The sequence below is a fragment of the Calderihabitans maritimus genome (assembly GCF_002207765.1).
Taxonomy (GTDB): Bacteria; Bacillota; KKC1; order Calderihabitantales; family Calderihabitantaceae; genus Calderihabitans; species Calderihabitans maritimus.
Genome location: NZ_BDGJ01000073.1, coordinates 16949 through 31186, shown reverse-complemented (window position 1 = coordinate 31186; position 14238 = coordinate 16949). Strand labels below are relative to the sequence as shown.

General features: G+C 48.5%; 15 protein-coding genes. All 15 read left to right on the top strand.

The annotated features are described in order from the left end of the window. The first annotated feature begins 6 nt into the window (after positions 1-6). Positions 7-831 carry a bifunctional DNA-formamidopyrimidine glycosylase/DNA-(apurinic or apyrimidinic site) lyase gene (mutM, locus tag KKC1_RS07005; RefSeq protein ID WP_088553764.1) on the top strand — a complete coding sequence of 275 codons (825 nt, stop codon included), beginning with the start codon at positions 7-9 and terminating at the stop codon, positions 829-831. A 75-nt stretch (positions 832-906) separates the two neighbouring features. Beyond that, the gene (gene ytaF / locus KKC1_RS07000) at positions 907-1536 is read left to right on the top strand and encodes a sporulation membrane protein YtaF (protein WP_088553763.1); all 630 of its coding nucleotides are present in this window, start codon (positions 907-909) and stop codon (positions 1534-1536) included. Between the two features lie 17 nt (positions 1537-1553). Beyond that, positions 1554-2153 (top strand): dephospho-CoA kinase, encoded by a 600-nt coding sequence (gene coaE / locus KKC1_RS06995; protein ID WP_088553762.1) that lies wholly within the window; start codon positions 1554-1556, stop codon positions 2151-2153. Positions 2154-2217: 64 nt separating this feature from the next. Continuing rightward, positions 2218-2826: a lytic transglycosylase domain-containing protein gene (locus KKC1_RS06990; protein ID WP_088553761.1), complete on the top strand. Its 609-nt coding sequence runs from the start codon at positions 2218-2220 to the stop codon at positions 2824-2826. A gap of 93 nt (positions 2827-2919) precedes the next feature. Next, positions 2920-3954 carry a nicotinate phosphoribosyltransferase gene (locus KKC1_RS06985; protein ID WP_202819983.1) on the top strand — a complete coding sequence of 345 codons (1035 nt, stop codon included), beginning with the start codon at positions 2920-2922 and terminating at the stop codon, positions 3952-3954. A gap of 70 nt (positions 3955-4024) precedes the next feature. Continuing rightward, a complete protein-coding gene (locus tag KKC1_RS06980; protein ID WP_088553759.1) occupies positions 4025-4888 on the top strand; it encodes a copper transporter in 864 nt (287 codons plus the stop codon). A 128-nt stretch (positions 4889-5016) separates the two neighbouring features. Continuing rightward, on the top strand, positions 5017-5601 hold the full coding sequence (gene yqeK, locus KKC1_RS06975) for a bis(5'-nucleosyl)-tetraphosphatase (symmetrical) YqeK (RefSeq protein ID WP_088553758.1): 585 nt from the start codon (positions 5017-5019) through the stop codon (positions 5599-5601). Then, positions 5594-5935 carry a ribosome silencing factor gene (rsfS, locus tag KKC1_RS06970; RefSeq protein ID WP_088553757.1) on the top strand — a complete coding sequence of 114 codons (342 nt, stop codon included), beginning with the start codon at positions 5594-5596 and terminating at the stop codon, positions 5933-5935. Before yqeK ends, rsfS begins: the two co-directional genes overlap by 8 nt. 161 nt (positions 5936-6096) lie before the next feature. Continuing rightward, positions 6097-7173 (top strand): HD-GYP domain-containing protein, encoded by a 1077-nt coding sequence (locus KKC1_RS06965; protein WP_088553756.1) that lies wholly within the window; start codon positions 6097-6099, stop codon positions 7171-7173. Positions 7174-7296: 123 nt separating this feature from the next. Further along, on the top strand, positions 7297-9780 hold the full coding sequence (gene leuS / locus KKC1_RS06960) for a leucine--tRNA ligase (protein WP_088553776.1): 2484 nt from the start codon (positions 7297-7299) through the stop codon (positions 9778-9780). A gap of 130 nt (positions 9781-9910) precedes the next feature. Then, the gene (locus tag KKC1_RS06955) at positions 9911-10501 is read left to right on the top strand and encodes a helix-hairpin-helix domain-containing protein (RefSeq protein WP_192868124.1); all 591 of its coding nucleotides are present in this window, start codon (positions 9911-9913) and stop codon (positions 10499-10501) included. A gap of 22 nt (positions 10502-10523) precedes the next feature. Continuing rightward, positions 10524-10835, top strand: coding sequence for an MTH1187 family thiamine-binding protein (locus KKC1_RS06950; protein ID WP_088553754.1), 312 nt, complete (start codon positions 10524-10526; stop codon positions 10833-10835). A gap of 393 nt (positions 10836-11228) precedes the next feature. Continuing rightward, positions 11229-12215: a tetrahydromethanopterin S-methyltransferase subunit H family protein gene (locus KKC1_RS06945; protein WP_192868123.1), complete on the top strand. Its 987-nt coding sequence runs from the start codon at positions 11229-11231 to the stop codon at positions 12213-12215. Between the two features lie 499 nt (positions 12216-12714). Next, on the top strand, positions 12715-13224 hold the full coding sequence (locus KKC1_RS06940) for a hypothetical protein (RefSeq protein ID WP_088553752.1): 510 nt from the start codon (positions 12715-12717) through the stop codon (positions 13222-13224). A gap of 87 nt (positions 13225-13311) precedes the next feature. Further along, a partial coding sequence (ltrA, locus tag KKC1_RS06935; RefSeq protein ID WP_143288699.1) for a group II intron reverse transcriptase/maturase occupies positions 13312-14238 on the top strand: 927 nt, incomplete at its 3' end.

Below are 14238 nucleotides of genomic sequence, written 5' to 3'. Positions count from 1 at the left end.
AAGCTAGTGCCTGAACTACCAGAAGTGGAGACGGTAAAGAATACCCTGGAGAGACTGGTGCTTGGGAAAAAGATTAGAGGGGTTAAGCTTAGTTTGCCTAAACTGGTTAAGATGCCGAGCTCTCAGGAGTTCGTAAAGAACATTGCCGGTAAGACTATCCAAAAGCTTCGGCGGCGGGGGAAGTATTTGCTTTTTGATATGACCGAAGGTTACACCTGGGTGGTTCACCTGGGGATGACGGGACAACTGGTCTTGGTTTCTCCTGCGGAAAGAATAACCATGCACACTCATCTGATATTGGACCTGGATGATAATGTTCAACTTCGCTATATCGACACCCGGCAGTTTGGCCGGTTTTACCTTCTGCCCACCGGAGAATTGGAGAAAATAAGGGGGCTGCATGCTTTGGGCCCGGAACCGTTGGGAGAGGAGTTCACTTTGGAATTTTTTCGTAAGCGCTTGGCCTCCCGCCGCGGGAAAATAAAGCAACTTCTTCTGGATCAAACTTTTATTGCGGGTATCGGCAATATTTATGCCGATGAAGCTTTGCATCGGGCGGGGATTAATCCTGAAAAGAATGCCGTTTCTCTGACGGAGGAGGAAATCAGCCGGCTGTTTTACAGTATAAGGGAAGTATTACGGGAAGGCATCCGGTACAGGGGTACTTCCGTTCGAGATTACGTAGACGGCCGGGGACAAAAAGGCGGTTTTCAAAACTGTCTCCGGGTTTACGGGCGCCGTGGTGAACCCTGCCCCGGCTGTGGCTCTCCTGTAGAAAGAATCCGTTTAGGGGGAAGAAGTACCTATTTCTGCCCGTCCTGCCAGAAATAAAGGGCAAACAAGCACACCTATAAAGCCTCCACATATAGTGGTAGTAGACTTTCGGCAAATTGGGAGGCGACAGATTTGCAGCTCTGGTCCAGTGTGCTGTTTGCCCTTGCCGTCAGCCTGGACGGGTTGGGAGTAGGGTTTTCGTATGGGTTGCGCCGGATTATTGTACCCTGGTACTCTTTACTGGTTATCAGCCTGGCTTCTGCCGCAGCCATAACTTTTTCCATGTTTTTCGGATATATTTTTTCCCTGTTGATTTCTCACCGTTGGGCCGAAATTACTGGCGCGGTTATTTTAATCTCCATGGGTTGCTGGATAATCGTAGGGACCTGGAACAACTGGAGTGGCAGAAACACGCTGAAAGAGTACTCGCTGGTAAAATTACGGATTTCTCCTTTAGGTATAGTTATACAGATACTAAAAGAGCCGGTGCGGGCTGATTTTGATCGCTCCGGTATCATAAATTTACCGGAATCCCTGGCCCTGGGGCTGGCGCTGGCTATGGATGCTTTGGGAGCGGGTTTCGGGGCTGCTGTAGCCGGTCTTCATCCCCTTTTAACTCCTTTGTTAGTCGGTGTTTTTAAGTTTTGGCTACTATCGGCAGGAATTTACGGAGGTAGAGCTTTTGCCGTTAGTTGGTTGGGGGAGAAGAGCGGTTTAATACCGGGAATAATTTTAATTCTTTTAGGTTTATGGAAAATATGAGGCTAAGGAGTAGATCCATGTTCAAGATAGGTTTGACGGGCGGTATTGGTTCAGGGAAAAGTACGGTAGCCGGGATTTTGCGAGAGCTGGGGGCTTATGTGGTTGATGCCGACCAGGTTGCCCGAGAGGTAGTACAGCCGGGCCGCCCGGCCTGGCAGGAGATCGTTGAGCATTTTGGAGAAGAAATCTTGCAAAAGGACGGGCAAATAGATCGCAAAGCCTTGGGCAGGCTGGTTTTTGAAAACCCCGAGGCACGGAAAAAGCTTAACCAAATTACGCATCCCCGCGTGGTAGAACGCCTTTTAGAGATTGAAAGGGAATACCGGCGGAAAGACCCCCGGGGAATCCTAGTGCTGGAGATACCTCTGCTCATAGAAGCGAGGCTTACCCACCTGGTTGATGAAGTATGGGTGGCCGCTGCGGATGAGGAAACGCAAGTTGAGCGGGTAATGAAGAGGGACAAGCTGTCTCGGGAAGAGGCCCTCCGGCGTATCCGGGCTCAAATGCCCCTGGGCGAAAAAATTAAATATGCCGACCGGATTATAGATACCAGCGGGACTTTAGCCGACACGCGAAGGCGGGTAGAAAGGCTTTGGCAGCATCTTCAGCAGCGGTAAGGGAATTTTTTTATCTGAAAATCATAGAATAGGAACAGTATTGTTTTGTGCGGAGTGAATGAGGATGGTAATCAATCTTCTCCGTTTAAGGAGAATCGTTTTAGTTTTACTCCTGCTGGCACTTCTAGTAGTTGTTTTAATTAACAGTTCCTGGTTTTGGAAAATTTTTTACCCCCTGCCTTACCGCGAGGCTATTTTTTCTTCTGCCCGGCAGTTCAGGGTGGATCCCTACTTGATTGCGGCGGTGATTCGAGTAGAGAGCCGGTTTTACGCCCGGGCTGAGTCCCATCGAGGGGCAAGGGGACTAATGCAGATCATGCCGGAGACAGCAGCCTGGGCGGCCCGGGAGATGGGCCTTGAATTTCATGAAGATAAACTTTTTGAACCGGAATTCAACATTCTAATTGGCACCTGGTACCTGGCCAACCTGCAGGCTGAGTTTCAGAACAATTTACCCCTGGTTTTAGCTGCCTATAACGGGGGCAGGGGGAATGTCCGGCACTGGCTGGAAAAGAAACCAAAGGATCGACAATATGGTGATCTCGAATGGATTCCATTTGCGGAAACCCGCTATTTTGTCCAAAAGGTTCTCCGGGACTACCGCATGTACCGCCGGCTGTATGCCTCCGAGCATGCGGGAGAAAGCGTTAATCCTTATTTTTTGGGGAAATGAAAGAGGTATTGCGATAAAAAAGAAGAATAGTTAGTATTTAATTTAAGTATTTCTATGGCAACTTTTGGGCAGGGGGTGACACCACCAGTGGAAATAAAGCGCATTGAAAGTATGGAACAGGTAAAACAGCTTACCATAAGTCCGGAAAGAAAGTTTTATTCGGCCACTCACGAGGAAATCTTAGGCGGTGCCACTACCGATGTATATTTTGTAAAAACTTTGGAAATTCTCGATCACCTGAAACTGGGGGAGACACCTGTAGTGGCAGAGATTTTCCCCCGGCGTGAAGGGCTTTTGGCAGGCGTTCAGGAAGTTATTAATTTGTTTTCCGGGCGAGATGTCAGTATCTGGAGCCTGCCGGAAGGCTCTTCCTTCAAGGCTAAGGAAGTGGTCATGAGACTGGAAGGGCCCTACAATCAATTGGGCCTTTACGAGACGGCTTTACTGGGTATCCTGGCCAGCTCCAGCGGCTGGGCAACGGCGGCCAGGGCGGCAAAGAAGGCGGCAGGGCAAAAGCCGGTGTACTGCTTCGGAGCCCGTCATGTACACCCTGCGGTGGCTCCGGTAATGGAACGGGCCGCTCTAGTTGGGGGAGCGGACGGAGCCAGCTGTATCTTAGGAGCCAAGCTGGCAGGCAAAGAGCCCGTTGGTACTGTACCTCATGCTGTTTTTTTGATTGTGGGCGATACGGTTAAGGTGGCCAGGACTTACGATGAGATAATGCCTCCGGATGCCTTGCGATTAGTACTGGTAGATACTTTTAAGGATGAGGCCGAGGAAGCCCTCAGGGTAGCGGAAGCTTTAGGGAAATCTCTCCACGGGATTCGTCTGGATACTCCCAGCGAAAGAGGCGGGGTTACTCCCGAACTGGTGAAGGAGGTCCGAAGCCGCCTGGATATGGCAGGCTACCATCATGTTAAGATTTTTGTTTCCGGCGGTCTATACCCGGAAAAAATAGAAGCTTTGGCGGTTGCAGGTGCCGACGCTTTTGGAGTAGGAAGTTTCATATCCGGGGCACCTCCTATCGATATGACTATGGATTTGAAGGTGGTAGGGGGACAGGCAGTAGCCAAACGAGGACGTATTCCGGGAATTACCCCTAATGACAGGCTGCAAAAGGTTCTCTGATTCCGGTATACCCTGTCACGGGCCAGGGTAAGATAACGGATAGATATTACCCTGGTAGGCGGGAACGCTGATGATGGATTTGAAGTACCATATTGCCTCCCTAGTGGCGGTTTTTCTAGCCTTGGGGATAGGTATTCTTGTTGGTAGTACCGTGATAGGAGACGACTTAATAGTCAAAGAACAGAAGGAACTGATCGACCGCCTGGAGGGGGACTTTGCCAAGCTAAGAGAACAAAACCAGATTTTTCAGCGGGAACTGGCGGCAACCCGAAGTTCGGCGGAGACATACCAGGAATTTGCCGAAAAAATTTTTCCCTTGTTGGTCGCCGACCGGCTGAAAGGAATGAAGGTAGCCGTTGTAGGCAGTGGTGCCTCCATAAATGAACTGCAAAACCTGACCGACAGCCTGAAATTGGCGGGAGCGGAAATATGTTCGATTACCGGGGTTGCTGACCCATCGCTTCAGGATAAAGATAAACTGTTTACTATGATGCGGCAGTTGGGTCTTGCTACTTTCCAGGAGCTCTTATCTTACTTAGGACATTCGGTAGGGAAAGCTATTGCAGAAAAAGACGCCACAGCTAAAGCATCTTTAGAACATTTTGATTTGGTCGAGACCATTGGCTCCTACGATAATGAGGTAGATGCTGTGGTGCTGGTGGGAAGAAACGGGGAAGGAACTGCCGACTTAGTTAAGTTTTTTACCCTTTCTTTAATCAAGATTTTGCAGCAACAACAAATAGAAGTTATCGGCACCCAACTCAGCGGAGGGGATAGTTCTTTTTTAACTCATTATCAGAAGCTACATATCAAAACAGTAAGTAATATTGATACTGTACCCGGCATGACGGATTTAGTCTTTATGCTTCAGAAATACAGGGCTGATTACGAAGAACGGCCTGCCGCCGAAAAGTTGCTGCCGGCGGGGCAATAAATTTGACAAAGAAATGGCTATTATGTTACAATCGTTTGGTAGAACTTGGACAGACGCGGTTGCCGTGAGAGAAGCCTCCTATTTCTTCGTAGGAGGATTTTTAATATGGCCGGGAAAGGGAAGACCGCATGGACTATGAGCTGCTGAAACGAGAAGTACAGAAGAGGCTTTCGGCAGGCCGCTACCGGCATTCGCTGGCGGTAGCAGATACTGCCGTAAAGATGGCCCGCTTTTATGGAAAGGACGTATCGGCAGCCCGGGTGGCGGGGTTGCTTCATGATTTGGCAAGAGACCTGCCGGGACAAGAACTAGTTAATATTGCCCGTACCCATAACCTGATTGAACACCCTTTAGAGTTGGAGTTGACGTTTCTTCTCCACGGTCCGGTAGGGGCATTCTTAGCTCTAACCGAATTAGATGTGCAGGATCAACAGGTTTTATCGGCAATCAAAAACCATACCACCGGTGCACCAAATATGAACGATCTGGAAAAAATTATATTTTTAGCCGACATGATAGAACCCGGAAGGGTTTATCCTGGGGTAGAGGCGTTGCGGGAAAATGCCTTTCTAGATCTGGACCGGGCCTTAGAGCTGGCCTATGAACATTTGTTGCTTTACTTGATTCGGGAGAAACGACCTGTCCACCCTAAAACAGTGGAGGCCAGGAATTATATACTAATGAAATCGGGCAGGAGGGCGAAAAATGACTGATGCTAAGGCAATAGCTTTAGCTGCGGCAGAAGCGGCAGAGGAGAAAAAAGCCAAAGACATAGTAGTGCTGGATATGCAAAAAGTTTCTCTAATTACTGACTACTTCGTCATTGCTACCGGAAATTCTACAACTCAGGTCCAGGCAATTGTAAAGGAGATCGAAAAGAAGCTGAAGGAACAGGGGATACCCCTTCTGCGGAGAGAGGGATACCGGGAAGCCAGGTGGGTTCTCCTCGATTATGGTTCGGTGGTGATACATATTTTCCAACCGGAGGAACGGGAATTCTACAGTTTAGAGCGCCTGTGGGGAGATGCTCCGCGTGTTTCTTTGTAACTTTGGAGGTGTAGTAGGGAGAGACGGGTATTACTTAAAAAAAATAATTTAAGATAATTAAAATACAAAGATATAAATTGAGCCAAAAAGTGCCAGGTCAAGAAGGAATTTCGAATAGAGTTGTCGAAAAATCTTCTCAGAAGATTTGAAAGGTGATTTTTATGCCTGAAGACGGGAATAACTGCAGTTTTTGGGACCTGGCATTATTTTCGTATATTAAAAGGTGTAAATATTCTCCTTGGATTATAGCGATCAGTTTTGTGGGGATTACTTTAATCGTGTTACTAACGGAAGGAACGGTGCAGGAGGTAGTTTTTATCTTATACGGGGCACCTATCATATATACGGTTTTGGTATATGACATGCGGCGGGGCTCGTTAGTAGCCGTATTGGCAGCTATAGCGGTCACGTTGGGACGTGCTCCTCACATAGCAGAAGAAATAGCGATGGGTAAATGGGATCATGTTATTATAAAGGGAATATTTATCCCAACCTTTTATATATTGTTTTGTCTGGGAATAGGTAAACTGATTTTAAATGAGAGACAATTGAGAGAAGAGTACCGCCTTCTTTCCGAGGAATTGTCCGCTTCGGCGGAGGAACTGGCCGAGGCTTACGAAACAACTACTTCTCTTTTTACCTCTACCATCCAGGCCTTGGCCGCGGCCATCGATGCTAAAGACCCGTATACGCGCGGTCATTCGGAGCGGGTTACGAAGTATGCTTTGGATATCGCCCGGGCCTTAAGGTTGCCGGAAGAAGAGGTCCAGAGAATATTTTACGCTTCTATCCTTCACGATATAGGGAAAATCGGTGTTTCTGGAAACGTGCTCCGCAAACCGGGCAAGCTCACGCAAAAAGAATATGAGGAGGTCTGCCGGCACCCGTACGTAGGCGCGAACATTATTTCCAGTATTCAGCCCTTGAAGGAAGTATTACCGCTGATATATCACCATCATGAATGCTTTGACGGCTCGGGCTATCCGGAGGGGAAGGCCGGAGAGGAGATTCCTCTCGGAGCCAGGATAATAGCGGTAGCGGATGCTTACGATGCTATGACCAGCGACCGGCCGTACCGGAGGGCGTTTCCTAAGGAGAAAGCTATAGAAGAGCTCAAGAAGAACAGCGGTAAACAGTTTGATCCTGAGATAGTCAAGGCTTTTCTAAAAGTTTTAGAGAATTCAGATGATCAGCCCCCTGTAGTATCTACGTGGAAAGTTATATCTTCTGATGCTTAGTGAGTTGACTTTTCTACGGTGGTATTCTATAATTAAGAACAAATTTCAAATAGAAGAATAGCCTCTCGTCCCTTGGGCTATACTCGGGATGGGAGGCCGTTTTTTGATGAGAGGATGAGAGGTATGCAGGAGAAGTACGATTTTCGTTCCATTGAGCCTAAATGGCAAAAGAAATGGGAACAGATGCAAATTGATAAGGTAGGGGAGGAGCCTAACCGCAAGAAGTATTATGTTCTGGAGATGTTCCCTTATCCCTCGGGAAACCTGCACATGGGGCACGTTCGGAACTATTCCATAGGTGATGTGGTGGCTCGGTTCAAGAGGATGCAGGGCTACAATGTTCTTCACCCCATGGGCTGGGACGCTTTTGGGTTGCCTGCCGAGAACGCGGCCATCAAACACGGTATCCACCCGGCAAAATGGACGTGGGACAATATTGCCAACATGAAACGGCAGCTTAAGTCTATGGGTATAAGTTATGACTGGGACAGGGAAATTGCTACCTGTCATCCCGATTATTATCGTTGGACCCAGTGGCTGTTCTTGCTGTTATACAAGAACGGTTTGGCGTATAAGAAGCACGCGGCAGTTAACTGGTGTCCCTCCTGTGCTACGGTTCTGGCTAATGAGCAGGTGGTAGGCGGTCTTTGCGAACGCTGTGAAACAGAAGTAGAGAAGAAGGATCTGGAACAGTGGTTTTTCCGCATTACTGATTATGCAGAACGTCTCCTGCAGGATTTGGAGAAACTCCCCGGTTGGCCGGAGAAGGTTAAGGTCATGCAGGAAAACTGGATTGGCCGCAGTGAAGGGGTGGAGATTAAATTCCGGAGCGAATTCGGCGATGAGATTCCCGTTTTCACTACGCGACATGACACGGTCTACGGTGTAACGTATTTAGTCCTGGCCCCGGAGCATCCTCTGGTCGAAAAACTTATTGCCGGTACTCGTTATGAAGACGAAGTCCGGTCGTTCGTCCAGAAGGTTAGGCAGCAAAGCGTAATAGAACGGACATCGACGGAACTGGAAAAAGAGGGTGTTTTCACCGGTGCTTATGCCATCAATCCCATGAACGAGGAAAAAGTACCCATTTTGGTGGCCAACTATGTCTTAATGGAATACGGTACCGGAGCGGTTATGGGGGTTCCCGCCCATGACCAGCGGGACCTGGAATTTGCCCGCAAGTATAAATTGCCGGTGCGGGTAGTAGTGCAGCCTCCTGGTGAGGAACTGGATGGCGAAACCATGGAGTTTGCATATGATGCCGACGGGATTTCCGTAAACAGCGGTCCTTTTAGTGGATTGGCTACACCGGAGGCCAAGCAAAAAATAGCCGACTACATGGAAGCCCATGGCATCGGCCGGCGTAAGGTGAATTATCGTTTGCGGGATTGGTTGATCTCGCGCCAGCGCTACTGGGGAGCGCCCATCCCCATTATCTATTGCGACAAGTGCGGGACGGTTCCGGTTCCGGAAAAGGATCTGCCGGTTATGTTACCGGAAAATGTGGAGTTTAAACCTACGGGAGAAAGCCCCTTGAAATATTGCGAAGAATTTGTGCATACCACCTGCCCTCAATGCGGAGAACCGGCCCGCAGGGAAACTGACACCATGGATACTTTCGTCTGTTCTTCCTGGTACTTCTTACGGTTTACCAGCCCCCATAGTAAAGAAATGCCTTTTGATAAAGATAAGGTGGATTACTGGATGAATGTGGACCAGTACATCGGGGGCGTGGAGCATGCCATCCTCCACCTGATGTATGCCCGGTTCTTTAACAAAGTCCTGTATGACCAGGGATTGGTTCCCGTGGAAGAACCGTTCCAGAATCTACTTACCCAGGGCATGGTATTAAAAGACGGCGGGAAAATGTCCAAATCCAAGGGCAATGTGGTTAGCCCTGAGGATATAATCGCCCGTTACGGGGCCGACACCGCCCGGTTGTTCATTCTTTTTGCCGCTCCTCCCGACCGGGATCTGGAATGGAGCGACCGGGGAGTAGAAGGCTGTTTCCGCTTCCTCAACCGGGTTTGGCGACTGGTTTATGCTTACGCCGGTAAAATAAAATTTGTGGACCCCCTCAAAAGTGGCGAAGGTCTTTCGAACAGAGACAGTGAGTTGCGCCGTCAAGTCCACCAGACGATTAAAAAGGTAACTGAAGATATAGCGCAAAGGTTTAATTTCAATACGGCAGTCAGCGCCATTATGGAAATGGTCAATCACCTTTATCAGTACAAGGAAAACGTACCCGAGGAAGAACAGAATTTAGCTTTGATTAAGGAAGCCGTGGTAAACTTGCTACTTCTATTGGCGCCCTTTGCCCCTCATATTACCGAAGAACTGTGGGAAGCGATAGGGCAGGAAGGAAGCATCCATTTACAATCATGGCCTACTTACGATGAAGATGCTTTGGTTCAAAAACAAGTGACCGTTGTTGTTCAGATAAACGGCAAAGTTAGGGAGCGGCTGGAGATACCAGTTGATCTGCCGCGGGATGAGGTGGAAAAAGAGGTACTGGAATTGGATAAAGTAAAAAGATTTTTAGAAGGTAAAGAAGTACAAAAAATCATATACGTGCCCAACAAGTTAGTGAATATCGTGGCCCGGTAAATAACCCTTCCCCCTGAGCCTTCAGGGGGGTTTTTAATAAAAGGGCATGTAGTTATTCAGGACGGCAGGAAATTGTTGGTACTTTGTCGAAGAATCCAATACTCTTCAGTTGATGGGGAAGAGAAGATTTATGAAGAATCCCTCTGTTCCGGTAGCGGTCTGGATTATCATTGCCGCCCTCTTTTTTGGCATCGGTATTAAATATGCTCAGCTCAAAACATTTCAGGGCCCGCCAACTGTTGTTAACAGTATTGCCGCCCAGACGCCAGGCGACGAAAAACCCCAGGAAATACAGGTTCATGTAATTGGAGCAGTAAGGAATCCGGGGGTATATGTTATGGGCCCTTCTTCTAGGGTAAAGGATGCCGTGGAGAAAGCCGTTCCTCTTCCTGATGCCGATTTGGATCAATTGAATTTGGCGGCTAAGATAAAAGACGGTCAGCAAATCGTGGTTCCCCGTATTGGAGAGAGCACGGGGGAGCTTACGGAAAGTTACGGAAGTACAAGTAGCGGCGCAAACCAAAGCCGGAAGATTAATATCAATACCGCGGGAGTTGAGGAGTTGGACCAACTTCCGGGGATAGGTAAGGTCTATGCCCAACGGATTGTAGACTATCGGGAAGAGAATGGAAAATTTCAATCCATTGAAGATATCCAAAAAGTATCCGGCATAGGGCCTGCTACTTTCGCTAAGATAAAAGATTTGATAACTGTAAAATAATTATGGAAGAGGAGGTATAGTTATGGCTGTGGTGGAAGTCAGTATAATTCCCATTGGAACTGAAACTCCCAGCTTAAGCCGCTACGTGGCCGAGTGTCACCGCGTTCTGCAAAAGGCGGAAGGAGTAAAATATCAGTTGACCCCCATGAATACCATTTTGGAAGGGGAGTTAGATAAGATATTGTCCTTGGTGCGTGAATTACATGAGGTGCCTTTCCGAGCCGGGGTCCAAAGAGTGGTAACTTCAGTGAAAATAGACGACCGGCGGGACAAGCATTTGACCATGCAGGGGAAAGTAAAAGCGGTTGAGGAAAAGTTAAAATCTGCATTTTAACCAATATGCAGACCTGAGCAGAGAATGTTCCCCACCTACAAGGGAAGAATTAGCTGAGCTCATAGATTTTTTGTTAAACAGTTCGGTTTGTCGGTTAATCTGTCATGCCGGTATTTTAAGCAGAATAGAAAACTTCGGCGGAGGAAGTCATGGTTTGTTCTACACAGGTGAAAATTTCTCTTTTCAACTTGAGCCCCTTTTTTTGCCTGTAGCTCTTGATAAGCTTGACGGCTTGTACACTCGCTAGCAAGCGAACCTGGTTACCCGATTCTTTCCCTCTGGAGATAATCCGGCGAAAATGTCAAGTTGCTTTTCATGCAGCCAACTTTTTCCATGTAACCCCTCCCGATGCTACTATTAAAGTTGATTAATAATTCGAGGGGAGGAAATGTAGTGTTTGTTTTTAAAAAGGAGCAGAAAGTTTGTCGGATCGGCGAGGTGATTGTAGGAGGGCAACCTGGAGAAAATCCACCGCTAATGATTGGGTCGATGTTTCACGACGGAGACCGTTTGTTGGAAAGCCGTTCGCAGCGAAAGTTTGACAGGGTTCGGGCTACCGACTATATAAAACGGTTGGAAAGCTTGTCTCAGGAAACGGGTGTCCCTGTGCTGGTGGATTTGCAGGCTATTCAAGTGGATGAGATGAAAAACTATATAGATTTTTTTGTGGAACTCAGTAACCTTCCCTTTGCCATTGACATGTGGCGGGCAAATCCCCGCATGGAGGCTGCCCGTTACGTTGCTTCATTAGGAGTCCAAGACCGTGTTCTTTATAACAGTTTTACACACTGGGATGGAGACATTAAAGAACAGGCCCAGGAACTTAAGGAGTTGGGTTTTCGCCATATTGTCATCCAAACTTACGAAAAGCCCGGGCAAATGCCGGCAGATACCTTGGATTCGCTACGGAGACTACTTGCCCTCATTGGAGAGGATACCTTTGAAACTGTGCTGGTAGATACCGCCTCCGTAAATTTACCGTCATTAGCTCTGGCGTGCGTTTCGTCGCGGATGATTAAAGAGGAACTGGGTTATCCGGTTGGGTGTTGTCCGACTACAACCACTGCCACCTGGACAGGGCTTCGAGGCCTGTGGGGGGAACCTGGTTTTCATGCTGTTGATACCGCTGCTCATTCTTTGGCGGCTTTACTTTGGAATGACTTTATTTTCTTTGGTCCCGTGGCATGGGCATCCAGAACTTTACTAGCCGTGAGTGTGGCCGAAGTTATTAGGGGAGTGTTGAGAGCTTATGAAACTAACAGGATACCGGAAAATGAAAAACATCCCCTGAATTTAATGTTTGGCGAGTTTGTACAACTTTTTCGAGCAGAGCTAACCAAGAGATCCATGCCTCAGCAAACATTTCTCACAAGGAATTAGCTGACTGGTCATTAGAATTCCCAAGCAGGCCTATACTATAAAATCCTGCTATGGTATTAGGGCCGTTTAGTTTTGCTGAGGCCGTCCTTGCGGCATTATTTGTATTTTCACGATTTTCCACCACTTCCGTCAATTTTTACCCGCTCCCTTTTGTTTGAGTTTTTCAGCCTGCTAAATAGTTTTGAGGGAGCGGGTATTATTTTCCTGTTTTAACGACCGTTTATGGGGAGATGGCCATCGTCTAGGATATGACGAAGCCCGTTCCGACCTAGTGATATGGATAGTGGATGCTATTGACTGCTATAACCGAATACTACATGGGGTAGAGAAGAACTAGAGCAGGGGGTTATTAAAAAGGCCCCCTGTTTTCTCGTTCGCCCAGCATGTCTGCTGAGCCGATGGGTTGAAAGAAACCCTGTCACCTAACCAGCGGGAAGACAATCCGTAGGCAAGGGCGTCGCCGGTAACGGCGGGGTCTGAAGGAAGCCGAAGGAAGAACATGGAACGTAGCGCAAGCGAACCGGGGTTGGCTTCTCAGGTGGGTAACCTTGCGAAAAATGGGAAAGCCCGAAAGCTGGATAACCTGAGGAGTTTAGACGGACGGGTTCATGTTCAGGCAGGCAGACTTAACTGGGGAAGCCCTGTATCATCCAAGCCAAACTTGGTAAGCTCGAACAAGCCGGAAGGCGAGGGAGAGGAAAAGTGGTGCAGGGTGGCAGATGAGTCCGTAGTAGTGATGAACCTTCAGCCAATGAAAGCCGGCAACGGACTGGAGGGTAAAACTGAAGGGACAGCATCCGAGAGATGCTGGGCCAAAGGAGCCAAAAGCTCCTCTGGTTGCGAAGGGACGAAGGTAAACCAAAGCGTACGACCGCGAATCGAACGGACATGGGAGAAGACAACCGAGGTTGAAATGCCAAGGGGAACGAGGCATCCGGGGGTGACGAGCCAGCTGGAGCCTTCGTCCGCTCAGCAGACTATCGGAGAAGAGCGCGGTAGATTGCCCTAGAGCTAGAGACGCCGTGCGAACTTCGAGAAGAAACTGCAACCATGCGAGGGAGAGACGCAGGGAGTACAGCGAGATGCAGGAGGGAAGATGAAGTACTACAGCCTAATTGACAAAGTATACCGTATTGAGAACCTGAAGAAGGCATACGGCGTCGTCAAGGCGAACAATGGCGCTCCCGGGATAGACGGGCAGACCGTGCGAGCCTTCGGCGAGAACCTAGACGACGAAATAGCCAAACTTCATCTTGAACTCAAGACCGGAACGTACAAACCAAGCCCAGTCCTGAGGGTGGAGATACCCAAACCGGATGGAGGGAAAAGACCGCTTGGGATACCTACCGTTAGGGACAGGGTAGTCCAGCAAGCACTGCTTAACGTACTTCAGCCAATCTTTGACCCAGACTTTCACCCGTCAAGCTATGGATACCGACCGGGGCGATCCTGCCAGCAGGCAGTAGCCAAAGCCGAGAGATTCATGAACCGGTATGGACTTACACATGTAGTAGACATGGACCTCTCCAAATGCTTTGACCGTCTTGACCATGACCTAATCCTTCAAGAAGTGAACCGGAAAGTTAGCGACGGCTCTGTACTGCAATTAATCCGGCTATTCCTGGAAGTAGGCGTCATGACGGACGGGGCCTTTGAAGAAACCGAAATAGGGAGTCCGCAAGGTGGGGTAATATCACCCCTTCTCACCAACATCTACCTGGACTACTTTGACCGGGCGATGAAAGAGAGGGGTATCCGCATAGTCCGTTATGCGGATGATATCCTCATCTTCGCCAGGACATCCCGGCAGGCGGAAAGGTACATGAAGACTGCCTATGACATCCTTGAAGGTGAGCTCAAGCTCGTCGTCAACAAGGAAAAGACGCATATAACCAGCGTCTATGAGGGTGTAGCCTACCTTGGGTTTATCATCTACCCCAAGCACGTAAGCATCCACCCCAAGAAAATAAAGGCCTTCAAAGAAACCATCCGCCAGCTGACACCCCGGAACCATAGCATGAAT